Consider the following 24,152-nt stretch of genomic DNA (forward strand, 5'->3'; position numbering starts at 1 on the left):
GCTCAGAGGGGCGGGGCGAGGTAGGGGAAGCCCGAGTCGGCGGCGTTGATGGCGGAACCGCTGTCCAGGCCGAGGGGGACGGCCTTGTTGAGGACGAGCGCGAACATGACCTCCGGTGCGCATTCGAGGAGGCCGCGGCCATTGTGGGTCGCGAAGCCGAAGTTGGCGTGGGTGCCGATCTCGTAGCGAAGGACGTCGGGGAAGATCGTTTCGACGACCTGCTCGGCGTACGCGTCGGGGGAGTGCGTGGTGCGCATCGCCGTGACGGCCCTGGCGACGAGGGTGTGGACCCGCGGTCCGTACAGCTTCCGGTCCTCAGAGGGCTGGGTGGTGTTGTAGTCGCTGGCGAGCTGGGAGTCGTCCGGGTGGAAGAGGGTGTTCACGAGCGGGTGGGCGCACCGGTTGATCTGGCGCCAGCCACCGGCGTCGGTCGCCAGAGCGGTGGTTCCCCAGAAGCCGATCGCCGAGACGTCGAAGTTGCCGTCGGGGACCTCCAGAACGATCGCGCTCACGTTCGTGCCGGCGAACAGGTTCGCGTTCTCCCCCTGGAGTACGTCCCCGGGGTCGAACGGCCTTCCGTCGGTGACGGCGCCCTTGACCGCCCCGACCACGGCCCCGTTGATGCAGAAGGGGTCCGCCGCGGGGCCGGCCCAGAGCAGGACGCCGTCGGTGCCGGTGATCGCCTCACCGGTCTGTCCACGCGCGACCTCGGTTCCGGCGGCGCCGCGGTCGCGTGCGGCCGCACCCCCGCAACGGCGGAGCACCAGGGACTGCCGGCCGTCGCCGCCGCGTTCCCCGAACTCGGCGCAGTAGGTGAGGTCCTCGACCGCGTCGCCGTCGGTGTCGATCCGGAACTCGTACCGTCCTTCGGGGTGGAAGCCGCCGGATCCGGAGAGCGGATTGACGTTCATGATGAACACGGTGCCCGCCGTTCCGCGGAACACGTACACATCGCTGATGTCGAGGCGGGGGTCCTGGCGCGCGAGCGGTGAGTCGAGGTGGTGTGACATCGGTGGCTCCGTGGTGGGGTGCGGGGGCTTGTCCCCTTGTGCTCTGGTCCGCGCAGCAGGCTAGGCAAACCCGGGACGGCGGGCCAGGACCAGCGTGCACAGCGAGGCGGCGGCCGGGTGACGGCATGCTCAGTGAGCCCCGGCCGGACCGACCGGTCGGGACGGCCGTTCGCATCCGGGAAGCGAGGTCACTTCCGGTCGTGGACCCGCAAGGCGATCCACAGGTCGTACCGTGCCGAGGGGGCCGCGAGCAGCGATCGCTCGATGAGCTCTTCGATCCTGCGGAGACGTTTGCGCAGACCCGGCGCGGAGATGCGCATGGCCGCCGCGGCTGCGCTCATGCTCGCGTCGTTGTCCAGCCAGGACCGCAGGGTGCTCAGGAGAAGGGGCGAGTCCTGCCGGAGCAGGGGGTGCAGCTGGTCGCCCGCCCAATGGCGGACGTCGTCGGAGTCGAGGAGTTCGTCCAGCTTCACGGCCGCCGCGGACGGCCGCCCGCCGGGGTGGTCGAGGAGCTGGAGGGCCAGGGACAGTTCGGCCTGCGCCGCCAGCCGGGCCAGGTCGCACATGAGGAGGTCCTCGATTCGCCGGAGCCGGGAGGGCAGGGTGTTGCGGTGGATCTTCAGCTGCGCCGCCGCGCCGCCCTGGAAGCCCAGCCATGACCTCAGCGTCTCCGTGAGTTCCGCCGCGCCGGGATCCTGCGGGCGTCCGGGCCGGTGGTCCAGGAGCGGCCTCAACAGGGTCAGCGCCCAGGGGCGGCCGTCCAGGCCCAGCAGCCCGGCAAGGGATCCGCGCGGGTTGAACCGCGCGAACCGGTCGGTGCTGTTGCGGGCCACGGTCAGCGCGTGGAACGCCTGCTCCCAGCCGGTGGCCGTATCGATGAGCGGAGCCGGTGGGCCGGCTCCCACGCGCACGTCGCCGTGGAGCACGGCGAAGGCCCGTAGCGCACGTCCCAGGGGGTCTTCCGGCCCCTCGTCCTCGTCGTCGCGGTCGGGCTCCGGGGCGAGCACGATCACGTGGCGCGCGTAGACCGGGCACCGGACGATCCAGGCCCGGCCCCCGAGCGCTTCGTCGCATCGCGCCACGACCTCGTCCCTGGTCCGTTCGGGGCACTCCACCACGTACACGCGGATCATGCTCGCGAGCTCGGGTCTCAGCGCGCCCGCCACGCGGCGGGCGGCCGTGACCTGGCCGGTCATGAGCAGGTGGAGGACGGCCTCCCGGTTGTGCCGGTCCGCCGCCTCGACCCGCGCCCGATGCCGGCCGAGCTCGTCCATCCGCCAGCGCAGCGAGAGCAGCCGGGCCGCGTCGCCGACCAGCCGCCTGGCTTCCGGTGTGAAGGGGGCCGCCCTTCCCACGACCAGGGCGGCCACGGTCCCTTCGGCGGCGACCGGCAGGACGTGGATCGCCTCTCCCGTGAGGCTGACCGAGGCGGAGCCGACCTGCCCGGTCACCACCCGTCCGATGTCGTCGCCCACCTTCGCGAGGAGGCCGTCGGGTTCGCACGGGGCGGCCGCCCGCGGCCTGCCGGACCTGTCGATGAGCACGGTGTACCCGTCCACGAGCCGTGCCAGGTGCCCGAGCAGGCGCACGAGGCCGTCCGGTCGCGCCACCTCCCGTTGCATGTCCCGCAGACGGTCCGGACGGTGGTCCTCACCCCGTCGCTCATCGGCGATCGCCGCATGGATCGCCGCGCACGTCCACGGCCCGTCGTCGCCGATGGTGAGCAGCGCGACCGCGTGCCGTCGCGCGGCGGCCGTCCACGGACCCGCCGTCCGCCCCTCCTGTCTCGGATCCGGGCACAGGACGACTCCCGCGACGTCCAGGCCGGCCAAGGAGCCCAAGAACTCGTCGGCGCGTTCCGGTCCCGCGTCGGCGGCGGGGACGAGGATGAGGAGGTCCCGGAGCAGTCCACGGTCCGCGGTGGGCCGCCGGTACGGGCCCTTCCCGCCGAGCGCCGGATCCACCTGAACGACGCCTGCCACCGGCCGGTCTCCGTGCCGGTGCTCATCCTGGCCTTCGAGGAACCGCAGGTCGAGGTCGGGTCGCTGTACCAGGGGCCGCAAAGTGGTCATCAGGCTCCTACCTCCGATCAGCCCGTTCCCCAGGGCGGCGGGCCCGGGAGGGGCTGAGCCGGTTTTCTACCAGGCCGCCGATGCGCACGGGGAGGACTCGTGCCCGGCCGCCGGCGGCTCCGCGCGGCGCCGGGAGGTCAGCGCGGGTCGCCCAGGCCGACGACTCGTCCGGTTCCGGCGTCGAAGCAGGCGTCCTCCACGCGGACGGACGCATAGCCCGGAAGGAGGGCACGGCGTCGAGCCGGCAATGCGCGAACTCGCGGTCCGGCGCGCAATTGTCTTTGCCGTCGAGGAGGTGATGGTGAATGCGAGCGAGGTCGGTGCTCCGGGATGTCCGAAAGACAGGCGATCTTTGGTTGGTTCACGGTCGTCCCCGGTCGGGCGGAGGATTCGTGGCTGGTCGCGGACCTCTCGGTGTCCGGTCCGGTCCGAGGGTAGGGGACGCTCTCCCGGCGGTGCCAGATTCACATTGCACAGTGAGACCGTCAAACGGTATCGGGATGCATACTCAGATGCCGGCTCCGATTCGCTTGGGGCCCCGGATTGCCGCGGACCATTTCAGGTGTACGATCGCGCTCCGCACGGTACCGGCCCGAGCCGCATCTCTTCGGGACGACCCATACCTCCAACTACAAAGTCTACAAATCGGACAAATAGGGGACGGGGCTTCCGTGGTCGGCGGATCCCGCCGTTCCCGAATGGACAGAGAAGCGCGTAGTGACCGACGAATGGGAGGGACTCAGCATGGTGACTTGGCCGAAGCGGCCCTCCGCCAGTGAGGGACGCAGATGCCCGAGCCTCCCGTGACCGCCGTCCCCGGAGACCGGGCTGCCGAAGACCGGGACAGAGCACCGGGCGGTCGCAGGCGCCGTCCGGCCAGCGTCCTCGCCTTTCATCTGTGCGGTTCGGTGCTCCCCACCGCGCTCATGGCCTGCCTGGGCCTGACCGCGGTGGCGGCGCTGCTCCTGGAAGGCGCCCCGTCGCAGGCAGCCCGCCTGACCGTGGCCGGTTGCGCCGCCGGGGCGGCCGCCGTCGTGCTCTTCGCGATTCTCGCCGCGCACAGGGCGATCAAGCGGGAGCGCCTGATCCTCGCCCACCAGGCGTCCGACCCCGAGGAACTGCGGCGGCGACTGGGCGTGCTCGAGTTCCGGCTCTCCCACGGCCGGCGAGAACTGCAGGCCCTGGCGGAGCGGATCGCGGCCGGCGAGGCGCCCCCGGGGCGTCACGTCGGCCCACGCGCCGCCACAGCGGGCGATCCCGTCGCGAACCTCGCGCATGAACTCCAGAGGGCCCAGGACGAGACGTGGAACGCCGTGATCGGCGCCGCGCGGCCGAAGCCCGGCGGTGGTCCCGTGCGGCAGGTCGGGGTGTCGGTCAACCTCGCCCGGCGGATCCAGACGCTCTCCTACCGAGTGATCAAGGGACTCGACGAACTGGAGAACCAGGTCGAGGATCCCGACCTGCTCAAGGGCCTGTTCCGAATCGACCACCTCAGCACCCGACTGCGCCGCCAGGCCGAGAGCCTCGCCGTGGTCGGGGGCGGCGCCTCACGGCGCCAGTGGAGCAGGCCGGTGACCATGTACGAGGTACTGCGCTCGGCCATCGCCGAGGTCGAGCAGTTCAACCGGGTCAAGGTCGCGCCGCCGGTGGAGGGGAGCCTCGACGGTTCCGCGGTCGCGGACGTCGTCCATCTGCTCGCCGAGCTCGTGGAGAACGCCACCCGGTTCTCACCCCCGCACACGCAGGTCCTGCTGCGCATGGAAGCCGTGACCGCCGGCCTCGCCATCGAGATCGAGGACCGCGGCCTCGGCACCACCCGGGAGGCCCGGCACCGGATGAACGAACTTCTCGCCGACCCGGACCGGACCGACGTCGGAGAACTCGTCCAGGAGGGCCGTATCGGGCTCCTCGTGGTCTCCGCGCTGTCGCGCCGGCACAGGATCGTCGTCAGGCTCCAGACCAACATCTTCGGCGGCACCCAGGCCATCGTCGTGATACCGAACGAGCTGATCGGTTCCGTGCCGCAGGCGCCCGGTGCCCCGTCGGCCGTCCCGCCCGGGTCCGCGGAGCCCGCCCCGAGCCGGCCGGTTGGCGCACGGGTGACGCCGCCCTCGCCGGCCCCGTCCCCCGGTCACGACCAAGACGCCCGGCGCCCGGCCCTCACCGGGTACCAGGCCGCGGGTGCCCGCCCGGACGGACCGTTCGACCGCGCCGACGCGGTGGGCGGGCATGTGGGCGAGCCGTCCCACGGAGCCGCCCCGGAGAGCGGTCGGCGTCCGGACCTGCCGAGACGTGCCCCGCAGGCGAACCTGGCCCCCGAGCTCCGCGACGCTCCGGCGCCACCGGAGGCGGAGGCGGAGGTCGACCACAGGCACGACCTGATGGCGGTCTTCCAGCGGGGGATACGCAGCGGCGAGGAAGAGGACTGGACGGGCAAGGCCGACGGCCCGGGTCAGTAGCAGAACACTTCACGTGGAGGGTCCATTGACCAGCGTCTCTTCAAACCAGTCTCCTGACCTCGCGTGGCTGCTCGAAGGCCTCGCCCGAGAGGTTCCCGATATCCGCGGCAGCGTGCTGCTCTCCTCCGACGGGCTCACGAAGGCCTCCCACGGCCTCGACCGGGCGGGCTCGGAGTATCTCGCCGCGCTGGCGGCCGGGCTCTACTCCATGGCCCGCGGCGCGGCCGGCAAGTTCGACGGCAGCGGCGAAGTGCGTCAGATCGTGGCCGAACTCGGGTCCAGCCAGCTGTACATCGCGTGGGCCGGCTTCAACACGGTTCTCGCGGTGCTGGCGAAGGGGGAGGCCGATCCCGCCGTCGTCGGCCTTGAGATGGCCCGGCTGATCAAAGCCGTCCGGCCTTTCCTGGACACCGCGGCCCGGGAGCGGCCGGCCGCGCCCGCCGTGGGGAGCCCATGGGCATGACGACCGATGCCGACGAATGACGACGACGTATGGATGGACGGCGACGCCGGTCCGCTCATACGCCCGTACACGGTGAACGGAGGGCGTACGCACCCGGTCGTGGACCTGGATCTCCTCTCCCTGGTCCTCACCGTCGGCCAGGCCGACGCGAATACGGCGGATCGGGAGCATGTCCAGGTGCTCGAACTGTGCCGTCAACCGATCTCGGTCGCGGAGGTGGCGGCGCACATGCGCCTTCCCGTGACGGTCACCAAGGTTCTGCTCGCCGATCTCGTGGAATGCGGTGCCATGACCACGCGGGTCTCCTCGTCCCCTTCCAGCGCCACCAACATACTTCTCCTGGAGCAACTGCTTGACGGCCTACAGCGAATCTGAGGTGTTCCCCACCCAGGTCAAGATTCTGATCGCCGGCGGCTTCGGCGTCGGAAAGACGACCTTCGTCGGTGCGACGAGTGAGATCGAGCCGCTCAGCACCGAGGAACTCATCACCGCGGCCAGCGTGGGAGTCGACGATCTCGGTGGAAAAGACGGCAAGTCCACGACCACGGTGGCATTTGACTTCGGCCGCATCACCATCAAGCGGCACAATATCGTCCTCTACCTATTCGGGACGCCAGGTCAGGAGCGCTTCTGGTTCGTGTGGGACGAGTTGTCCGCCGGGGTACTCGGTGCCATTGTCCTGGCGGACACCAGACGCCTGCATGAATGCTTCGCCGCCGTCGACTTCTTCGAGAATCGGGGTATCAGGTTCCTCGTCGCGGTCAACGAGTTCGATGACGCCTTCCGTTACGACGCGGAGGAGGTGCGGGCCGCACTCGAACTCGACCCGAATGTTCCGGTCCTGTTGTGCGACGCGCGGGACGCGCGGTCCGCGACATCGGTACTTCGCACCTTGATCCAATATCTGCATTCCTTCGCGACCGCGTCGTCCACCTGATACAGAAGGAGATCTCGATGAATCGTCCCGCGTTTCGCCTCGTCACCCCCGTGGACACGGAGGCGCCGCGCCGTGCCGCACTGCTGAGGGAACTGGGGATCCGGGAGGAGCCCGATCCCGAGTTCGACCGGTTCGCCCGGGATCTGGCCCACGAACTGGAAGCGCCGTTCGCCATGGTCAATATCATCGGACCGGAGCGGCAGTACTTCGCCGGGTTGTACCCGTCCTCACTCGACCGGGGCGTCGACTCTGCCACGGATCCGCTTCGCACGATGGCCTGTGACCACGGGTACTGCATGTACGTGGTGACCAGGAAGAACGCGATGGCCCTGGACGAGGTGATGGACTACCACCTCTTCGCCGGGAATCCGGTCGTGGAGGAGATCGGGGTTCGCGCTTATCTGGGCGCCCCCTTGATCGACCGGACCGAGACCCTGGGCACCATCTGCGTTGTGGACACGAAGCCCCATGACTGGGGTCTGGAGGGGGTCGCGTTCATCAAGTCCCGGGCCGCCGATCTCGTAACGAGGATCCGGCAGCGGGCGGGCCGGCACGACGGGTTCGGTGGCCCGCAGGATCCCGCCTTCCCCTGAACGGTCACCCCGTTTCGCTGCTGATTCGCATGATGCGGTCGTCCAGGTCGAACAGGACGGTCAGCCGTATCGCCTGCTCCGCGTCGGGGCGGTGGCCTTGGATGCGGGCGGGGGAATGCTTCACGATCTGGGTGCCGTTCTGGTCGAGGAAGTAGCCGATCTCGGGGTGGGCCTTGGCGTTCCCCATCGGGCAGCGGATGGCGACCTGGTGGCCGCCGGCCTGTTCGACGACGATGTCCGCAGGGGTTTCCTCGGTTTCGAAACCGTGGTGCTCCATGAAGCCGCGGACGACACGGAGCTGCTCGTGCGGCCATACTTCGGCGGCCCGGCTGAGAAGGCGGGGAGCGGCGAAGCGGTCGAAATCCGCGGTGGGAATGCTCGGATCGTCGACGGCCAGGACGAGACGTCCCTTTCCGTCGTTGATGGAGACGAAGAACACGGCCTTGGCGCCGATCAGTGTGGCGGCGGCGATGGCCATGGTGAACGCGCCCTCGGCGGGATGGTTGAAGCGCGAGTAGTCGAACTCCCCCTTGACCAGTTCGGGGATCTGGTGGCGTTCGCCGAACTCCCGGATCCGGCGCAGCTCGGCCAGGGCGGGGACGTCCTGGTCATAGGTCTCGTTGGCCCACGTCCACAGCCAGGTCTGGGAGAGGTTGGAGAAGCTGCCCAGGACGGTGAGCCCTTGCAGCCTGCGGCCGTCCATGGACACGGTCGCTTCTTTCAGGTCCCATTCGACGTGGTTCATCGCCGCGTAGGTTTCGTTGAAGAGGTCCTGCTGTTGGATCGCGGCTGCGGAGCGTTCGCTCGCGAACGCCTGGAACTCCGGGCTGTAGAAGGTCGGCCCGGCCGGGAACCCGCTCCAGAAATCGGCCATGCGCTGCCGCCCCGCTCGCGCGTAGATGTCACCGAGTTTGCGTGCGGACTTCTCGTTGCCGACCTCCAGGACCGACCTCCGCAGCCAGGTGACGGCCTCCTCCACGTTCCGCTGTGACAGGTGGACGTCCGCGATCGCGTCGGCGGCCTTGGGATGCATGAGGTCCGCGGCGCGCCGCCAAGCCTCGAGGCGCTTGCCGGGTTCGCCCCGGTCCTGCCACACGAACCCGAGGTTGAACGCCGCGCCGGCGTTCCCGCGGTCGGCCGCCTTTCCGTACCATTCGGCGGCGGCGACCAGGTCACCCTTGCCGTCGTCGTCGTAGATCGCGGCGAGGTTGAAGGCGGCCTTGTCCTCGCGGTCCAGTTCCCATGCGCGCAGATAGCACTGTTTAGCCTCGTCCTGGGCTCCCCGGCGGCCCAGGAGCACTCCGAGGTTGAGGCAGCCGCCTGCGTCGCCCGCGTCGGCGGCCTGCCGGTGCCAGCGCTCGGCCTCCTCCAGGTCGCCGCGTCTTTCGGCCGCGTAGCCGACCTCGAAGGCGCTCTTGGCGATGCCCTGCCCGGCCGCGCGGCGAAACCACTCCTCGGCTTCCGCGTCCTCGCCTCGTCCGGCCAGCAGCACGCCCAACTCGTGCGCGGCGAGCGCGTGGCCCTTCTCGAACGCCTCGCGGAAGTGCCTTGCCGCCTCCGCCCGATCGCCTTCGCGGCGGGCCTGGAGTCCCTGCTCGTAGAGGTCGGTCGCCTCGGACGGATATCCGGCATCGCTCAAGGAAATGCACTCCCCGCGTTATCTGATCGTTGATCGTTGCCTACAACGACGCCGACCGGCGGGTGCGGGTTCCGGCCACGGGCCCGCTGTCGGTGGGGTCGGCCGGGAAGGTCACTCCTGCTGCCAGTCGAGGGTGCTCTTCCAGTGGTCGTGGCCCTCGGCGTAGCCCTGGAAGGCGTGCGCCACCTCTTCGGGGTCGGAGAGGAGAACGCGGAAGTGCCGGTCTTCGTCGCCTTCGCGGTACTCCAGGCCGAAGACGCCGTCAGGAAGTCCGCCGGCCCGCTCGCCGATGCCGACCTGCATGAACCAGCCGGGGCGGCGCTCCAGGACGGCGAACCAGTTCCGGTCGGTGATCTGGCCCAGCAGGTCGGGAAGGTCCCGAGGGCGGGGGTCGTTGACGATGCCGCCGTCGCAGAACTCAAGGCGCGGGCCGTCGGTGTCGACGATCTCCCCCGGGTTGTGGACGCGCATCGCCTGCGGGTCATAGCAGACCAGGTCGTACCGCCCGGCCAGGTCGATGACCGCCGGGGCGATCTCCGGGGCGTCGGAGAAGCCCATCATCATGATCACGTAGGAGCCGGGCATGTGGTCGGGGGTCATGCTCCACGGAGAGTCCTCCGCTTCGGCCGTGTCCAGCCCCTCCAGAGGGGGGTGCGCATCCAGGAGTTCGGTGTGGAAGGCGTCCACCCGCTCGTCGTGGGCGAGGGTGAACTCCGACTCGTCGGCGGCTCCCAATCTCTCGCTGCCGCACAGCCACCAGTAGGTCCGGAGGGCCTGCGCGCCCGTGATCGGGTGGTTCTCGCGCCACACGCAAAGGTCGAAGCTCATCGTCCGCGCTTCCGTTCGGTGATCGGGCACGCGTCAGACGTGCGCCGGGCCGGGCCCGTTCCCGGTTCGGTCAACACCCGCTTGGGTGGACGCGGGCTTACTCCCGGCGGGCCGGCCCGCCGGGAGTGGACGCTCGTCTACTTTGCGCGGCGGTGTTCGAGGGATTCGAGGCCGGCGATGAGCAGGTCGAGGCCGAACTCGTATTCGGCGTCCACGCCCTCCGCCTCGGGTGCCTGCTCGTCGCTGACGACGTAGCCGCCCGCCGCCATGATGGGGGCGAGGTGGGGGAAGCGGTCGGGGGTGATGGCCTCGCGCAGGGCCTCGGCGCCTCGCGGGGTGATGGCGGGCGTGCCCTCGGCGGCGAGGGACCGCTCCAGATCCACCATGGAGATGACGTGCTGGGAGATGAGCAGGATGGCGGCGATCTTCTCGTCGTCGGCGAGGTCGAGGTCCGACAGCGCCGCGAGCCCCAGGTCGGCGGCGCGGACCGAGGCGGGCATCAGGACGGACAGCTGCCCGCGCGGGATCTCCAGCACCCAGGGGTGGGCGCGGTAGACGTCCCGGATCAGTCCCGCCCACGCGCGCAGCGCCGCGCGCCAGTCGCCCGGCAGCTCGATCGGCTCCGTTGAGGTCAGCGCGGCGTTCTGCATGAGGCGGACGAGGTCGTCCTTGCTCGAGACGTACCGGTAGAGCGACATGGTGGTGAAGTCCAGCGACTTCGCCACGGCCTGCATGGTCACGGCGCCGAGGCCCTCGGCGTCGGCGATCTCGATGGCGGCGGCGACGATCCGGTCGTGGGTCAGCCCGCGTGCCGGCCCGCGCTGCGGTGCTTCCTGGACGCCCCAGGCGATCGCCAGGTACTGCGGTAGGTCGGTCCCGGTCGTGTCTGCCATGGCCTCGATGTTCTCACCCGTGGTGGAGTCGATTGCTGTGTACGAGACACACTGTTTATGTCATACTCAGTATATGCGATACACAGATGCGCCCCTGATCGAGGTCGAAGGGCTCACCAAGGGGTTCGGGAGGAACGAGGTCCTGAAGGGGCTCGACCTGACGCTTCCGCCGGGCATCCATGCGCTCCTCGGGCCCAACGGCGCCGGGAAGACCACGCTGGTCAACATCCTGTCCACGCTGACGCCGCACGACTCCGGCGCCGCCCGCGTCCTCGGCCTGGACGTCCGCGGGGACAAGAAGAAGATCCAGGGCCTGATCTCCCTGACCGGGCAGTACGCCGCCGTCGACGAACGGCTCAGCGGGGCCGAGAACCTGCACATGATGGGGCGGCTCTTCGGCCTGTCCCGCCGCGACACCGCCGCCCGCGCCGCCGACCTGCTCGACCGCTTCGACCTGACCCGGGCGGCGGGCAAGCGCGTGAGCACCTACTCCGGCGGCATGCGCCGCAAGCTCGACATCGCGGTCAGCCTCATCGCGCGGCCGCGGCTGATCTTCCTCGACGAGCCCACCACCGGTCTGGACACCCGCAGCCGCCAGACGCTGTGGGACGAGATCACCGCCCTGGCCGGGGGTGGCACCTCGATCTTCCTCACCACGCAGTACCTGGAGGAGGCCGACGTGCTCGCCGACCGGATCATGGTCCTGCACGGCGGGCGCATCGTCGCCGACGGCACCGCGTCCCAGCTCAAGGAGCGTGTGGGCGGCTCGACGATCCAGGTGCACGACGGCCACGGCAACGTCACCGGGGAGATCGCCACCCGGGGCTCGGCCCTGGAGGTCTCCCGGCACCTCGCCGCCCTGGCCGCCGAACGACCCGACGTCCAGGTCACGGTTCGCCGGCCCACCCTGGACGAGGTATTCCTCCAGCTCACCGGAAAGAAGGCGGCATGACCACCACCTCCACGGCCGTGACCTCCGCGCCGCCGGCCGTCCCGGCCCGCGGCGCCGGGTTCCTCGTCGGCCTGCGCGTGTTCACCGGCCGCAGCCTCAAGCACTCCTTCCGGGACGGCGAGTCGCTGCTGATGGCGGTCCTCCTGCCCGTCATGCTCATGCTGATCTTCACCTACGTCCTCGGCGGCGCCATGAACGTCGGGCAGGGCGGGGACGCGGCCGGGGCGCGCGAGGCGTACCTGGCGTTCGTCATGCCGGCCATCGCCCTGATCGCGGCGGGGTTCGGGGCCTCCTACACCTCCGTCGTGGTCAGCAACGACATGACGACCGGGTTCATGAACCGGCTGCGGACCATGCCGTTCCCGTCCGTGACCGTGCTGCTGGGGCACACCGCGTCGTCGATGGTGCGCAACCTGCTGGCGACCGCCGTGGTCCTCCTCGTGGGCTTCGCCGTCGGCTTCCGCACCGACGCGAACGTCCTGCAGTTCCTCGGCGCCGTCGGCGTCATCGCGCTGTGGATCCTGGTGATCACCTGCGTGTTCGCCATGCTCGGGATGGTGGCGGGCTCGGCCGAGGCCGCCAACGGCTACGGCTTCATCCTGCTCTTCCTGCCCTACGTCTCGAGCGGCTTCGCGCGGGTGGAGACGATGCCCGGCTGGCTGCGGCCGATCGCCGAGCACCAGCCGATGACGCCGATCATCGACACCTCGCGCGCACTGCTGAACGGTCGGTCACCGGGCCCCGAGCTGTGGACCGGCCTGCTCTGGTGCGCCGTCCTCCTCACCGTGGCCGTCTGGCTCACCGCCGTGATCTTCCCCCGCAAGGTCGCCCGCGCCTGACCCCGCGGTCGCGCTATCCGGCCGCGGGCGCCGGATGATCCAGGACGGCTTCGGCGATCCGGTCCGGTCGTTCGGCGACCATGTTGTGGCTCGCGGGTAGTTCGAGGACGCGCAGGTGCGGGCGGTCGGCGGTGAGCGGCAGCAGGTCGCGGCGGATTCCCGCGCGCAGGGCGGGCATGAGGTCGCCGACCCTGCCCGGCAGGCCGGGCATGTTCTCGGTGGCCAGGACGAACAGGGCGGGGCACTGGATGCCGGCCACGCCGGGGACGCTGTCCTGGAAATACGGGTCGTACCTGATCTGGGCGGCCAGTTCGGCGTCCGGGCGCAGGTAGACGCCTGCGTCGGTGGTTCGCAGCGCACGCTGGGGGAGCATCGCGGTGTGGGCCTCGGGTAGTGGCTGCGACATCGCTTCGGCCTGGGTGTCGAAGACGGCCTTCAGTTCCGCCAGCAGGGCGGTCAGTTCCGCTTGCTCGATGTCGGCGTAGTGCTGGGGCGCGGTCTCGGACGAACGGAGACCGTCGAGGTTGACGATTCCGGGGCCGTCAGGGTGGCGCAGGGCCCAGCGGATCGCGACCATGCCGCCGATGGAATGGCCCACCAGCAGGGGCGCGTCCAGGCCGAGATGGTCGATGACCGCCTGCACGTCGTCCAGGACCGCGTTCCACTCCCACGGGCCGTCGCCGGACAGCCCGTGGCCGCGCAGATCCATGGCGAGGACCCGGTGCGCGCCGGTCAGCAGCGGCGCCACCTCGTCCCAGTGCAGGAGGGTGCCGCCCAGGCCGTGGAGGAGCACGACGGGGGAGCCGTCGCCGCCGTGGTCGCGGACGGCCACCGGTACCGGGCGGTCAATGATCATGTCGTGTGGCACGGGTGTTCTCCTGGGGTCGGTTGAGCCGGTCGCGGATGGAGGAGGTCGTGACGCCGCCGCCGGGATGCCTGCCGAGCTTGCCGCGCTTGACCAGGTCGTGGACGCCCTGCCGGGTGATGCCGAGCATCGCGCCGGCCGTGGAGTACGGCACGGCCGGCGCCGTGGGGTGGCCGGCCGTGCGGGCGACCGCCCGTCCCAGCGCGGTGCTCCACCAGGCGGCGGTTGGGTCGAAGGGCGCGTCGCCGGGGAACAGCGCCGCGATGAGCCGGGCCGCGGCCCGGGTGGCCCGGTCGCGGTCGGTTCCGAGCAGCTGCGCGGCCCAGACCTCGGCCTCCACGCGCAGCCGCGCCCTGATCGGGTCGAGGAGCTCGCCCGAGGCCAGCAGGATCTCCAGGGGGTCGAGAATCCGCGTCTCCAGCACGCGGACCAGCTCGGTCACCAGCTCGACGTGGTCGTCCGTGGTAGGCACTTGACGGACAATAGCAAGTACTTGCTCCCAAGCGTCAAGTAGGAGGCGGAGGTCGTCCGGCGGGGCGGCAAATGATCTGAAGCGGTCGGTATCGGTCGCTAGGGTGTGTGATCGCTCGGACGCGTGATCGGGAGGCTTGGCCAGTGGCGGAACAGGCGTTTCAAGTGGATCTGCGTGGGGTGGTGGATCTGCTGAGCCGCCACCTGTACGCGAGCCCGCGGGTCTATCTGCGGGAGCTGCTGCAGAACGCGGTGGACGCGATCACCGCGCGGGGCGAGGGCGGCGGCCGGGTCGAGATCGAGACCGGCTCCGGGACGCTCCGGGTCCACGACGACGGCGTCGGCCTCACCGAGGACGAGGTCCACACGCTGCTGGCGACGATCGGGCGGTCGTCCAAGCGGGACGAACTCGGGTTCGCCCGGCACGACTTCCTCGGCCAGTTCGGGATCGGGCTGCTGTCGGCGTTCCTGGTGGCGGACGAGATCGAGGTCGTGACGCGGTCCGCGCGGGGCGGCGGCGCCGTCCGGTGGACGGGACGTTCCGAAGGCAGCTACCAGGTCGAGCCCGGCGAGCGGGCCGAGCCGGGCACGACGGTCGCGCTGCGGGCGCGGCCGGGTGCGGGCGAGCTGCTGAGCCCGCCGGTCGTGGCGGAGCTGGCCCGTACCTACGGCTCGCTCCTGCCCGTCGACCTCGTCGTCGACGGTGTCCCCGTCACGGGGGACGGGCCGCCGTGGCGGGCGCCGCACCGGGATCCGGCGGCGCGGCGGCGGGCGCTGGAGAGGTACTGCGAGGAGCTGTACGGGTTCACGCCGTTCGACGTGGTCGATCTGGACGTCCCCGAGGCGGGCCTCACGGGCGTGGCGTTCGTCCTGCCGCAGGCCGTGTCGCCGACCGCGCGGGCCTCCCACCGCGTCTACCTGAAGCGGATGCTGCTGGCCGAGAACGTCGAGGGCCTGCTGCCCGAGTGGGCCTTCTTCGTGCGGTGCGTCGTGGACGCGGGGGAGCTGCGCCCGACCGCGAGCCGCGAGGCGCTCTACGAGGACGAGCTGCTCGACGCCACGCGGGAGGGCCTGGGCGGCGTCCTGCGGCAGTGGCTGGTGACGCTGGCCGAGACCGACCCCGCGCGGCTGCGCGGGTTCCTGCGGCTGCATCAGCTCGGTGTGAAGGCGATGGCCCTGCACGACGACGCCATGCTGCGGATCGTCGACCGCTGGCTGGAGTACGAGACGTCCGCCGGGCCGATGACGCTGCACGAGTTCCGGCGGCGGCACCCGGACGGCCGGTTCACCGCGAGCGTCGACGAGTTCCGGCGGCTGTCGGCGGTCGCCGGGGCGCAGGGCGTCGGGCTCGTCAACGGCGGCTACGTGCACGACACCGAGATCATCGGGCGGCTGCCCGACCTCGACCCCGACATCCGCCTCGCGCGGCTGGACGCGGCCGAGCTGACCACGACGTTCGGCGTCCTCGACCCGGCGGCCGAGCTGTCCCTGCGGCCGTTCCTGGCGGCGGCGCAGCGGGCGGTGGAGCGGCTCGGGTGCGAGGTGGTGGTCCGTGACTTCGACCCGGCGTCGCTGCCGGCGCTCTACCTGACCAGCCGCGACGCCCAGTTCCGCGAGGAACTCGAGCGGGCTCGGGACGAGGCCGACGAGCTGTGGGCGGACGTCCTCGGCGCCGTCAACGCCACGGCGAGCGTCGAGCGCCCGCAGCTGGTGCTGAACCACCGCAACCCGCTCGCCCGGCGGATCACCTCCCTGGGCGAGGACGGGCCGGTCGACCTGGCCGTCCAGGCGCTGTACGGGCAGGCGCTGCTGCTCGGCCACCATCCGCTGCGGCCCGCCGACACCGCCGTTCTGAACCGTTCCTTCATCGGCCTGCTGGAGTGGGCCGTCCACGCCCCGGAGGCTCCCCAGTGACCGACCCCTCAGGAACAGACGACGTATTCGCGCTGATGACCCAGGCGCAGGAGCTGCCCTACGGGGAGCCCCGCACCATCCTGGTGGAGGACGCGCTACGCCGCGCGGAGGCCGCCGGGGACGACGTGCTCGCGTTCCGGGTCCGGACCAGGCTGACCGACGCCTACCTCTACGGGGGCGAGCCCGCCAAGGCCCTCGCGACGTTCGGCCGGACGCTCGCCGAGCATGACCGCGACCCCGCCCGCTTCGACGAGGACCATCTGCTGCTGTGGCAGATGAAGGCCGGGGTGTCGTCCCTGACGCTGTTCCCCGAGATCCCCCTCGACCGCACGTATGCCCTGCTGGACGACATGGAGCGCCGCTACCAGGCGGGCGGGCACAGCCTCCAGGCCGTCTACCGGCGGCGCCACAAGGTGGCGCAGCACGTCGGTGACGCCGCGGCCGACGACTGGTACCTCAAGTGGCGGGCCGCCCGGCGGGACGAGCTGTCCGACTGCGAGGGCTGCGACCCCACCGGCATGGTCCGCCACCTCACGCAGGTCGGGCGGCACGAGGAGGCGTTCGAGATCGCCGCGCCCGTGCTCAGCTCGGAGCTGTCGTGCAACGAGCAGCCGCAGGCCGTCCTGACCGCGATGCTGCCGGTGTACCTGCACACGGGCCGCGCCGAGCAGGCCGCCGACGCGCACCGCCGCGCCTACCGGGTGCACCGGGCACGGCTCGCCGACCTCGGCGAGATCGCCGAGCACCTGGAGTTCTGCGCGGTCACCGGCAACGAGGCGCGGGGGCTGGAGATCGTCCAGCGGCACCTCGGGTGGCTCGACCGGGCGCCGAGCCCGCACGCGGAGATGCGGTTCGCCGCGGCGGCGGCCCTGGTCATGGACCGGGTCGCGGCGGCCGGGCACGGCGGCGCGACGGTCCGGCGCCCGGCGGCGAACGACCGGGCGGCGGCGGACGTCCCGCTCCCCGAGCTGCGCGAGGAGCTGGCCGGGCGCGCCACGGAGCTGGCGAAGCGGTTCGACGGCCGCAACGGCACGTCCCGCCAGGGCGACCAGGTGCGCGCCACGCTGGCGGCCGAGACCGTCGTCGACTTCGTGCCGCTGGCCGCCCACCACCGCCGCCCCGCCCCGGCACCGGCACCGGAGGACGCCCCGCAGGAGGACGTCGCGTCCGTCGACGACCTCGACGAGCTTCTGGAGATCGCCGACAGGCGCCGCACCAACCGGGACGTCGACGACACGCTGGCCGCGTGGCGGCGCTTCGACGCCGTCGCCGAGAAGACCGAGCCGACGCCGCTGCAGAAGGCCCGCCGCCTGGACGGCCGGGGCGTCGAGCGCGCCCTCGACGGCGACGAGGAAGGCGCGATCGCGACCTGGGAGGAGGCGTCCCGGCTCTTCGGCGAGCTGGGCGACGAGACGCGCCGGCACCGCGTGCTCGGCCGCACCGGCGCGCTGCGCGCGAAGCTGGGCGACCCGCGCGGGCTGGCGGAGATGACCGCCGCCGTCGACCACTTCGCGGACCACCCGACCGCGGACGGCGACGCCGCCGGCTCGCTGCTGCGCCTCGCCACCGCCCACGTCGACCAGGACCGTCCCGCCGACGCCCTCGCCGCCCTCGACCGCGTCGACCCGGAGGACGCGCCCGACCGGGCGGGCGAGCTGTGGTTCCTGCGGGGGCAGGCGCACCTGCTGAGCGGCATGACCGACGACGGCGTCGCGGCGCTGCGCCGGTCGGTCGAGGCCGCCCGCGCGTCCGGCGGCACGGAGGAGGCCGCCACGCCGATGCTGCTGCTCGCCCGCGTCCTGGCCCGGCAGGAGGACGGCCCGCACGAGGACACGGTCGGCCTGCTCGACGAGGTGATCGCCGCGCAGCCCGCCGGGTCGCCGCTGCGGGTCGCGGCCCACTCCGAGCGGGGGCTCGCCCTCCTGGCCGCCGACCGCCCGGCCGACGCCGTCGCCGACCTCGCCGAGGCCGTCGCGGGCTGGACGGCCGAGGGGATGCACGAGCAGGCCGTCCATCTGCGGGTGGACCTCGCCGCCGGATACCTGTCCACGGGCCGTTTTCTGGAGGCCGCCGAGGTCGCCGAGGAGGCCCTGCCCTCCCTCGAAGGCCAGGACGGCGGGCAGAGGCGCTGCCGCCTGATCCTCGCGCACGCGCAGAGGGAACTGGGCGAGGAGGGCGCCGTGGAGATGTTCACGGCCCTCGCCCAGGACGCCGCGGACCACGGAGACCCGGCCGGCGCCGCGCACTTCCTCGAAGAGACCGGCGAGATCCTGACCGGCCTCGACAAGGACGTGCAGGCCGCCGAGCGGTTCGCGGCGGCGGCGGAGGCGCACGAGAAGGCCGGCGACCCCTACGGCGTGGTCCGCACCCGCCGCCGCGCCGCGATGTGCCTGATGTGGTGCGGCGAGACCGAGGAGGCCGTCCCCGCCATGGAGTCGGCCCGCGCCGCGCTGGGGAGCCTGCCGCCGGAAAACGAGCCCGCCCGCGTCTGGGAGACCGCCCTGGTCTCCTACGACCAGGCTCGCCTGCTCGCCCGAGCCGGGAACCTGCCCGAGGCCGCGTCCCACGCGTCCGCAGCCGTGGACGGTTTCACCGCCCTGGAGGAGACGGGCCCCGCCGAGGAGGCCGCCCGCCTCCGCGACGACATCAAGGCCGCGATGGAGGACTGACGCGCCGGCCGCCCCCGGAGGGAACGGCGTCGAGGAACTCCGGGGGCGTCCAGCCGCGCTCGGCGTAGGCGGCGGCGACGGCGTCCCGGACCCGTTCCGCGCCGTCGGCCGCGGTCAGCACGATCACGGAACCGCCGAAGCCGCCGCCGATCATGCGGCCGCCGCGGGCGCCCGCCCGCAGGGCCGCATCGACCGTGGTGTCCGCCTCGGGCCAGGAGACCTCGAACTGGTCGCGCAGCGACAGGTGCGACGCGTTCAGCATCGCGCCCAGTTCCGCGACGGCTCCGGCGCGCAGGAGCCCGACGGTCGCCTCCACACGGTGGTTCTCGGTGACGACGTGCTGGACGCGGCGGCGCAGCACGGGGTCGCGCAACGTCCCGAGGGCACCGGCGAGATCCCTGACGTCGCGCAGCGCGTCGACCCCGAGCAGCGACGCGGCCTCCTCGCATTCGGCGCGCCGCCTCCCGTACTCGCCGCCGGCCAGGGCATGCGCCGCCCGGGTGTCGACCACCAGCAGGCTCATCCCGGCGGCGGCCGGGTCGAACGGGGCCCGCGACGACAGGCCGCTGCGGCAGTCCAGCATCAGCGCGTGCCCCGCCGCGCACAGCAGCGAGGCCGACTGGTCCATCAGCCCGCACGGCACGCCGACCTGCTCGTTCTCGGCGCGCTGCGCCAGCCGCGCCAGCGCCGGGCGGTCGATCTCGATCCCGTGCAGGTCGCAGAGCGCGAGGGCGGTGGCGCACTCCAGGGCGGCCGACGACGACAGCCCCGCGCCCTGCGGCAGATCCGCGTCGATCAGCAGGGACGCGCCGCCCGCGCCGTGCTCGCGCAGCACCCGCGCCACGCCGACCGGGTACGCCGCCCACGCCCGGTCGGAGGGCCACCCCTCGGACACGACCGGCCCGCCGTCCACGGGCGCGGTGACATCCGCCGCGGCCTGCCGCGACCGCACCTCGACCACGCCGTCGTCCCGGCGGGCCGCCGCGACCGACACGCCGAGCGGCAGCGCGAACGGCAGCGCGAAACCGTCGTTGTAGTCGGTGTGCTCGCCGATCAGGTTGACGCGGCCGGGCGCGTGCCACACGCCCTCCGGCTCCCGGCCGAACGCGTCCGCGAACGCCGCGGCGAGCGCCTGCGGGCCGCTCACCGGGAGCGCAGGAACGCCCACGCGTCGCCGATCATGGTGCGCAGGTCCCGCTCGGGCTTCCAGCCCAGCTCCGCCTGGATCTTCTCCGACGAGGCGACCAGCACGGCCGGGTCGCCGGGACGGCGCGGCGCGACCTCCACCGGGATGTCCCGCCCGGTGACCTCGCGGCAGGCCTCGACGACCTCGCGGACGGAGCTGCCGGTCCCGCTGCCCAGGTTGAAGATCTGGTGGGCTCCGGGCGTGCAGGCGTCCAGGGCCAGCAGGTGGGCGCGGCCGAGGTCGAGCACGTGGATGTAGTCGCGGACGCAGGTGCCGTCCGGCGTCGGGTAGTCGTCGCCGAACATCCGCACCGAATCGCCCTCCCCCTGGGCGATCTTCAGCACGTTCGGGATCAGGTGCGTCTCCACGGTGTGCCGCTCGCCGAGTCGGCCGTAGGCGCCGGCGACGTTGAAGTACCGCAGCGACACCCCGCCGAAGCCGTGCAGCCGCGCGTGCTCGGCCAGCGCCGTGTCGATCGCCAGCTTGGACGCGCCGTAGGGGTTGGTCGGGCGGGTCGGGTCGGTCTCCAGGATCTGCGGCGACTCCGGCTCCCCGTAGGTCGCGGCCGTCGAGGAGAACACGATCCGCCGGACGTCCGCGACCCGCATCGCCTCCAGCAGCGCGAGCGACTCGCCGAGGTTCTTGTCCCAGTACAGGGCGGGCTTCTCCACCGACTCGCCGACGAGGGACTTGGCGGCGAAGTGCAGGACGGCGTCGAACCCGGCGCCGCCGAGGACGTCCGCGGCCGTCTCGCGCATGGTCCCGCGCACCAGCCGGGCGCCCTGCGGCACCGCGTCCTCATGCCCGGTGGACAGGTCGTCCAGCACGACGACCTCGTGCCCCGCCTCCAGGAGCAGAGCGGAGACCACGCTGCCGACATAGCCGGCACCTCCGGTGACGAGCAGCTTCACAGGAACGACCTCCATGAAAGACACTGTGATGGCGGGGTGAGTCAAGGCTAGCCGGAACGCCAAACGGGGTTGGGGGAACTGCTGTGGCTCGTCTCATCAAGTAGCAACATCCGTAGGTGCCTGTCAGCTGATGCTGCCGGAGCGGGTCGCGCAGCAGCGGCGGGCTCCGCGACGCCGCCGGTCCGGCGACCCGGTAGGCAGAACCGGCGATCATCCCGGGGCCCACATTACGGACGCGCCCTCTTCGGTCGATTGCATGTTCGACATAACTCACTTAAAGTGTTCGCCATGCTGCACTGGGTTGCCAATGGTGCGGCCGGATTTGCCCCCGGGCCGGACGGTGCCGCATGAGCGACCATGCCGCCGATGAGAAGAAGAAGCGCAAGGGCTTCCAGGTCCGGCCTGGATACGTGGTGCAGGCGTACATGTTCGCCCTGGACCCGGGTGTCGAGGTCGAGGACCGGTTGCGGTCGCATTGTGGTGCGGCCCGCGCCGCCTACAACTGGGCGGTGGGGCACGTGCTCGCCGCCTGGGCCCAGCGCAGCGCCGAGGCCTCCTACGGAATCTCCGAGGACGAGCGAACGCCGTGGCGGTCGTGGTCGCTGCCGCCGCTGCGCAAGACCTTCAACGCGGTCAAGCGCACCGATCCCCGGTTCGCCGGCTGGTGGGCCGGCAACTCCAAGGAGGCCTACACCACCGGCCTCGCGCACGCCGCGGCCGCGTTCGACAGCTATGCGGCCTCCCGCAGGGGCGAGCGGGCCGGCCCGAAAGTGGGGGTGCCCCGGTTCAAGGCCAAGCGCCGGGCGCGGCTCTCGTGTCGCTTCACCACCGGCACCATCCGGGTCGAGTCCGACCGCCGTCATGTGACCCTGCCGCGGCTGGGCACCATCCGCACCCATGAGAACACCCGCAGACTCCAGCGCCGTCTGGCGAACGGCACCGCACGGATCATGTCGGCGACGGTGTCGTACCGGCGGGGCCGGTGGCAGGTCGCCTTCCAAGTCGAAGTGCAGCACCGTACCTCCACCCCGCACCGTCCCGAAGCGACGGCCGGGGTCGACCTGGGCGTGGCCACCCTGGCGGTGGTCGCCGACACCGACGGCAACGTCCACCACATTCCCCACCCCCGCCACCTGAACAGCGAACTGACCAGGCTGCGGCGCGCATCTCGGACGGCGTCCCGCCGCCAGGGCCCCGACCGGCGCACTGGCCGGCAGCCTTCCCGCCGATGGCGCAAGGCCGACGCCGAACGCACCCGAATCCACCACCGGGTCGCGAACCTGCGCACCGACGCGATCCACAAGCTCACCACCAGCCTGGCGGCCGAGTACGGCACCGTGGTGGTCGAGGACCTGAACGTGGCCGGGATGCTGAAGAACCGGCGGCTGGCCCGGTCGGTCGCCGACGCCGGGTTCGGCCGGATCCGGCGGCAGTTGGCCTACAAGACCGCGTGGTGTGGAGGTCGGCTGGTGGTGGCCGATCGGTGGTTCCCCTCTTCCAAGACCTGCAGCCGATGCGGGGTGGCGAAAGCCAAGCTGCCCCTGTCGGCGCGCACCTTCACCTGCGAGACGTGTGGCCTGTCCCTGGATCGGGACCACAACGCCGCAGTGAATTTGGCCGCGCTGGCGGTCTGTTCGACCGGTACCGGAGTGGCCGGAGACCGGGACGCGGCAGCGTCGAAGCCTCGCCGAGCCGACCGTAAGACCCGCACCACCGCCGGAACCACCCGGGACCGGCGGGGCGGGCCGGTGGCGCAAAACCCGCACCAGGCGGGAAGGAAACGAGAGACCGTCGCCAAGACACCCAGCCCCGGTTGTGGTGACACCGGCACGGACCTCCCGCGCGGAAACGCACGGGATGCCGAACCCTGACCACAGAATCGGCAACGGAAGGCTGAACCAATGGACCGTACGCCGTCCCGGACGCCCGGGGGCCTCGTACGGCCCCTCCTCTGGCTGCTGTCGAGCGTCGCCGACCTCGTCGTGCGGTTGTCGGGCGGCGACCCCCGCGCGCTCCGGGAGGAGATCACCGCGGAGCGGATGCGGGCGCTGGTGGCCGAGAACACCCAGCTCACCGCGGACGAGCGGGCGCTCATCGGGGAGGTGTTCGCGGCGGGCGAGCGGCCGCTGCGCGAGGTCCTGGTGCCCCGGACCGAGGTGGAGTTCCTGGACGCCGCGCTGCCGCTGCCCGCCGCCGCCCGGATCGCCGCCGGCAGCCCGCACTCGCGGTTCCCCGTCTGCCGCGACTCCCACGACGAGGTGATCGGCTTCGTGCACATCCGCGACCTGCTCGTCCCCGACCTGCCCTCCGACGGACCGGACGGGCCGCCGGGGGACGTGCCCGTGGCGGACCTGGTGCGGCCGGTGAAGCTCCTGCCGTCCACGAAACGCGTGCTGCCCGTCCTGTCGGAGATGCGCCGCGAGGGCTGCCACCTGGCGATCGTCATGGACGAGTACGGCGGCGTCGCGGGGATCGTCACGCTGGAGGACCTCGTGGAGGAACTCATCGGTGACATCCGCGACGAATATGATGTGCAGGACGCGCAGGCACGGCGCCTGCACGGCGGGGTGGTCGAGGTCGACGGCCTGCTCAACCTGGACGACTTCGCCGGCGAGACCGGTATCCGGCTGCCCGCGGGGCCCTACGAGACCGTCGCCGGGCACATCATGGCGGTGCTGCGCCGCGTGCCCGCCGAGGGCGACTCGGTGGAGGCCGGAGGCCGGCGCCTCGCGGTGGCCCGGATGGACGGCCGGCGGGTGGCGCGCGTGCGCGTCATGCCGCGCGCGACGCCGCAGGCCGTCACGGCGCCGTCCGGCACCCCGCCCGCGGCCCCGCGGGCGGCCATCGGCGACGCCGCCACCGGCAGGCCCGGCGACCGGGCGCCCGGCCCCGCCACGGGCCTGGCCACCGGCGGCGGAGTCCCCGGCGACACCTGAGAGAATCGGTCCGTGCACATGCCCGAAGCGTCCAGTCCAGCAGCGTCCACCGGTGCCACCGGCACGGTCACCCCACGCGTGCTGTCCGGCATCCAGCCCACCGCCGACTCGTTCCACCTCGGCAACTATCTGGGCGCGCTCCGTCAATGGGTCTCGATGCAGGACACGCACGACGCGTTCTACTGCGTGGTCGACCTGCACGCCATCACCGTCGAACACGACCCGGCGCTCCTGCGGCGCCGCACCAAGGTCGCCGTGGCGCAGCTCCTCGCGATGGGCCTCGACCCCGACCGCGCCACCGTGTTCGTGCAGAGCCACGTCCCCGAGCACGCTGAGCTGGCGTGGGTCTTGAGCTGCATCACCGGGTTCGGCGAGGCCGGGCGGATGACCCAGTTCAAGGACAAGTCGTCCAAGCAGGGGACGAGCGGGACGACCGTCGGGCTGTTCACCTACCCGATCCTCCAGGCCGCCGACATCCTGCTGTACACGCCCGATCCGGGCGAGGGGGCACACGC

Annotated in this window: 20 protein-coding genes and 1 pseudogene; 12 read left to right on the forward strand and 9 right to left on the reverse strand. The window is 71.9% G+C overall.

Features of this window, described 5'->3' with window-relative positions; all coding sequences use genetic code 11:
• Positions 1–2 precede the first annotated feature (2 nt).
• Complete coding sequence (locus tag E1281_RS18885) at positions 3–1,010, reverse strand: DUF4331 family protein (protein WP_131879980.1); 1,008 nt, start codon at positions 1,008–1,010, stop codon at positions 3–5.
• Between the two features lie 188 nt (positions 1,011–1,198).
• The gene (locus tag E1281_RS42610; RefSeq protein WP_131879982.1) at positions 1,199–3,082 is read right to left on the reverse strand and encodes a helix-turn-helix domain-containing protein; all 1,884 of its coding nucleotides are present in this window, start codon (positions 3,080–3,082) and stop codon (positions 1,199–1,201) included.
• Between the two features lie 788 nt (positions 3,083–3,870).
• Here E1281_RS42610 and E1281_RS18895 point away from each other — a divergent pair.
• The 5 genes from E1281_RS18895 to E1281_RS18915 all read left to right on the forward strand — a co-directional run bounded on the left by E1281_RS18895 (position 3,871) and on the right by E1281_RS18915 (position 7,534).
• Positions 3,871–5,541 (forward strand): ATP-binding protein, encoded by a 1,671-nt coding sequence (locus E1281_RS18895; protein ID WP_131879984.1) that lies wholly within the window; start codon positions 3,871–3,873, stop codon positions 5,539–5,541.
• Between the two features lie 25 nt (positions 5,542–5,566).
• The gene (locus E1281_RS18900) at positions 5,567–6,004 is read left to right on the forward strand and encodes a roadblock/LC7 domain-containing protein (RefSeq protein ID WP_131879986.1); all 438 of its coding nucleotides are present in this window, start codon (positions 5,567–5,569) and stop codon (positions 6,002–6,004) included.
• Positions 6,005–6,103: 99 nt separating this feature from the next.
• On the forward strand, positions 6,104–6,379 hold the full coding sequence (locus E1281_RS18905; protein WP_243717107.1) for a DUF742 domain-containing protein: 276 nt from the start codon (positions 6,104–6,106) through the stop codon (positions 6,377–6,379).
• On the forward strand, positions 6,357–6,941 hold the full coding sequence (locus E1281_RS18910; RefSeq protein WP_131879990.1) for an ATP/GTP-binding protein: 585 nt from the start codon (positions 6,357–6,359) through the stop codon (positions 6,939–6,941). The genes E1281_RS18905 and E1281_RS18910 overlap by 23 nt, the downstream gene beginning before the upstream one ends.
• Before the next feature lie 17 nt (positions 6,942–6,958).
• The gene (locus E1281_RS18915) at positions 6,959–7,534 is read left to right on the forward strand and encodes a GAF domain-containing protein (protein WP_131879992.1); all 576 of its coding nucleotides are present in this window, start codon (positions 6,959–6,961) and stop codon (positions 7,532–7,534) included.
• 4 nt (positions 7,535–7,538) lie between these two features.
• On the opposite strand, the gene E1281_RS18920 is transcribed toward E1281_RS18915, so the two are convergent.
• The 3 genes from E1281_RS18920 to E1281_RS18930 form a co-directional block, all read right to left on the reverse strand.
• Positions 7,539–9,173, reverse strand: coding sequence for a tetratricopeptide repeat protein (locus E1281_RS18920; RefSeq protein ID WP_131879994.1), 1,635 nt, complete (start codon positions 9,171–9,173; stop codon positions 7,539–7,541).
• Between the two features lie 111 nt (positions 9,174–9,284).
• On the reverse strand, positions 9,285–10,001 hold the full coding sequence (locus E1281_RS18925; protein ID WP_131879996.1) for a hypothetical protein: 717 nt from the start codon (positions 9,999–10,001) through the stop codon (positions 9,285–9,287).
• A gap of 137 nt (positions 10,002–10,138) precedes the next feature.
• On the reverse strand, positions 10,139–10,894 hold the full coding sequence (locus E1281_RS18930; RefSeq protein WP_131879998.1) for a TetR/AcrR family transcriptional regulator C-terminal domain-containing protein: 756 nt from the start codon (positions 10,892–10,894) through the stop codon (positions 10,139–10,141).
• 73 nt (positions 10,895–10,967) lie between these two features.
• On the opposite strand from E1281_RS18930, the gene E1281_RS18935 reads away from it, so the two are divergent.
• Positions 10,968–11,846 carry an ATP-binding cassette domain-containing protein gene (locus E1281_RS18935; RefSeq protein ID WP_131880000.1) on the forward strand — a complete coding sequence of 293 codons (879 nt, stop codon included), beginning with the start codon at positions 10,968–10,970 and terminating at the stop codon, positions 11,844–11,846.
• Positions 11,843–12,685, forward strand: coding sequence for an ABC transporter permease (locus E1281_RS18940; protein WP_131880002.1), 843 nt, complete (start codon positions 11,843–11,845; stop codon positions 12,683–12,685). Before E1281_RS18935 ends, E1281_RS18940 begins: the two co-directional genes overlap by 4 nt.
• Before the next feature lie 13 nt (positions 12,686–12,698).
• On the opposite strand, the gene E1281_RS18945 is transcribed toward E1281_RS18940, so the two are convergent.
• Both E1281_RS18945 and E1281_RS18950 read right to left on the reverse strand, forming a co-directional pair.
• Positions 12,699–13,553, reverse strand: coding sequence for an alpha/beta hydrolase (locus E1281_RS18945; RefSeq protein ID WP_207943356.1), 855 nt, complete (start codon positions 13,551–13,553; stop codon positions 12,699–12,701).
• A complete protein-coding gene (locus E1281_RS18950) occupies positions 13,531–14,022 on the reverse strand; it encodes a hypothetical protein (protein WP_131880004.1) in 492 nt (163 codons plus the stop codon). The genes E1281_RS18945 and E1281_RS18950 overlap by 23 nt, the downstream gene beginning before the upstream one ends.
• Before the next feature lie 143 nt (positions 14,023–14,165).
• Between E1281_RS18950 and E1281_RS18955 the strand changes: the two genes are divergently transcribed.
• Together E1281_RS18955 and E1281_RS41260 are read left to right on the forward strand one after the other, a co-directional pair.
• On the forward strand, positions 14,166–15,935 hold the full coding sequence (locus E1281_RS18955; protein WP_131880006.1) for an HSP90 family protein: 1,770 nt from the start codon (positions 14,166–14,168) through the stop codon (positions 15,933–15,935).
• A gap of 35 nt (positions 15,936–15,970) precedes the next feature.
• Positions 15,971–18,604 carry a hypothetical protein gene (locus E1281_RS41260; protein ID WP_207943357.1) on the forward strand — a complete coding sequence of 878 codons (2,634 nt, stop codon included), beginning with the start codon at positions 15,971–15,973 and terminating at the stop codon, positions 18,602–18,604.
• On the opposite strand, the gene galK is transcribed toward E1281_RS41260, so the two are convergent.
• Positions 18,582–19,772: a galactokinase gene (galK, locus tag E1281_RS18970; protein WP_243717109.1), complete on the reverse strand. Its 1,191-nt coding sequence runs from the start codon at positions 19,770–19,772 to the stop codon at positions 18,582–18,584. The two genes, E1281_RS41260 and galK, sit on opposite strands and share 23 nt — an antisense overlap.
• Complete coding sequence (gene galE / locus E1281_RS18975) at positions 19,748–20,701, reverse strand: UDP-glucose 4-epimerase GalE (RefSeq protein WP_131880016.1); 954 nt, start codon at positions 20,699–20,701, stop codon at positions 19,748–19,750. The genes galK and galE overlap by 25 nt, the downstream gene beginning before the upstream one ends.
• Before the next feature lie 347 nt (positions 20,702–21,048).
• On the opposite strand from galE, the gene tnpB reads away from it, so the two are divergent.
• From tnpB to E1281_RS18990, 3 genes and pseudogenes are all read left to right on the forward strand, one after another.
• Entirely contained in the window at positions 21,049–22,572 is a 1,524-nt protein-coding gene (gene tnpB, locus E1281_RS18980; RefSeq protein WP_243717111.1) for an IS607 family element RNA-guided endonuclease TnpB, read from the forward strand.
• 30 nt (positions 22,573–22,602) lie between these two features.
• On the forward strand, positions 22,603–23,637 hold the full coding sequence (locus tag E1281_RS18985) for a hemolysin family protein (RefSeq protein WP_131880012.1): 1,035 nt from the start codon (positions 22,603–22,605) through the stop codon (positions 23,635–23,637).
• An 18-nt stretch (positions 23,638–23,655) separates the two neighbouring features.
• Positions 23,656–24,152: pseudogene (locus tag E1281_RS18990) on the forward strand (tryptophan--tRNA ligase); the annotation flags it as partial.

The organism is Actinomadura sp. KC345 (assembly GCF_004348515.1).
Taxonomy (GTDB): Bacteria; Actinomycetota; Actinomycetes; order Streptosporangiales; family Streptosporangiaceae; genus Spirillospora.

Bases quoted from the DNA above. Each gene is read 5' to 3' on its own strand.
- E1281_RS18895 (WP_131879984.1), top strand. From the start codon at position 3,871: ATGCCCGAGCCTCCCGTGACCGCCGTCCCCGGAGACCGGGCTGCCGAA.
- E1281_RS18935 (WP_131880000.1), top strand. From the start codon at position 10,968: ATGCGATACACAGATGCGCCCCTGATCGAGGTCGAAGGGCTCACCAAG.
- E1281_RS18985 (WP_131880012.1), top strand. From the start codon at position 22,603: ATGGACCGTACGCCGTCCCGGACGCCCGGGGGCCTCGTACGGCCCCTC.
- tnpB (WP_243717111.1), top strand. From the start codon at position 21,049: ATGAGCGACCATGCCGCCGATGAGAAGAAGAAGCGCAAGGGCTTCCAG.
- E1281_RS18915 (WP_131879992.1), top strand. From the start codon at position 6,959: ATGAATCGTCCCGCGTTTCGCCTCGTCACCCCCGTGGACACGGAGGCG.
- E1281_RS18940 (WP_131880002.1), top strand. From the start codon at position 11,843: ATGACCACCACCTCCACGGCCGTGACCTCCGCGCCGCCGGCCGTCCCG.
- E1281_RS41260 (WP_207943357.1), top strand. From the start codon at position 15,971: ATGACCCAGGCGCAGGAGCTGCCCTACGGGGAGCCCCGCACCATCCTG.
- E1281_RS42610 (WP_131879982.1), bottom strand. From the start codon at position 3,082: ATGACCACTTTGCGGCCCCTGGTACAGCGACCCGACCTCGACCTGCGG.
- E1281_RS18930 (WP_131879998.1), bottom strand. From the start codon at position 10,894: ATGGCAGACACGACCGGGACCGACCTACCGCAGTACCTGGCGATCGCC.
- E1281_RS18925 (WP_131879996.1), bottom strand. From the start codon at position 10,001: ATGAGCTTCGACCTTTGCGTGTGGCGCGAGAACCACCCGATCACGGGC.
- E1281_RS18885 (WP_131879980.1), bottom strand. From the start codon at position 1,010: ATGTCACACCACCTCGACTCACCGCTCGCGCGCCAGGACCCCCGCCTC.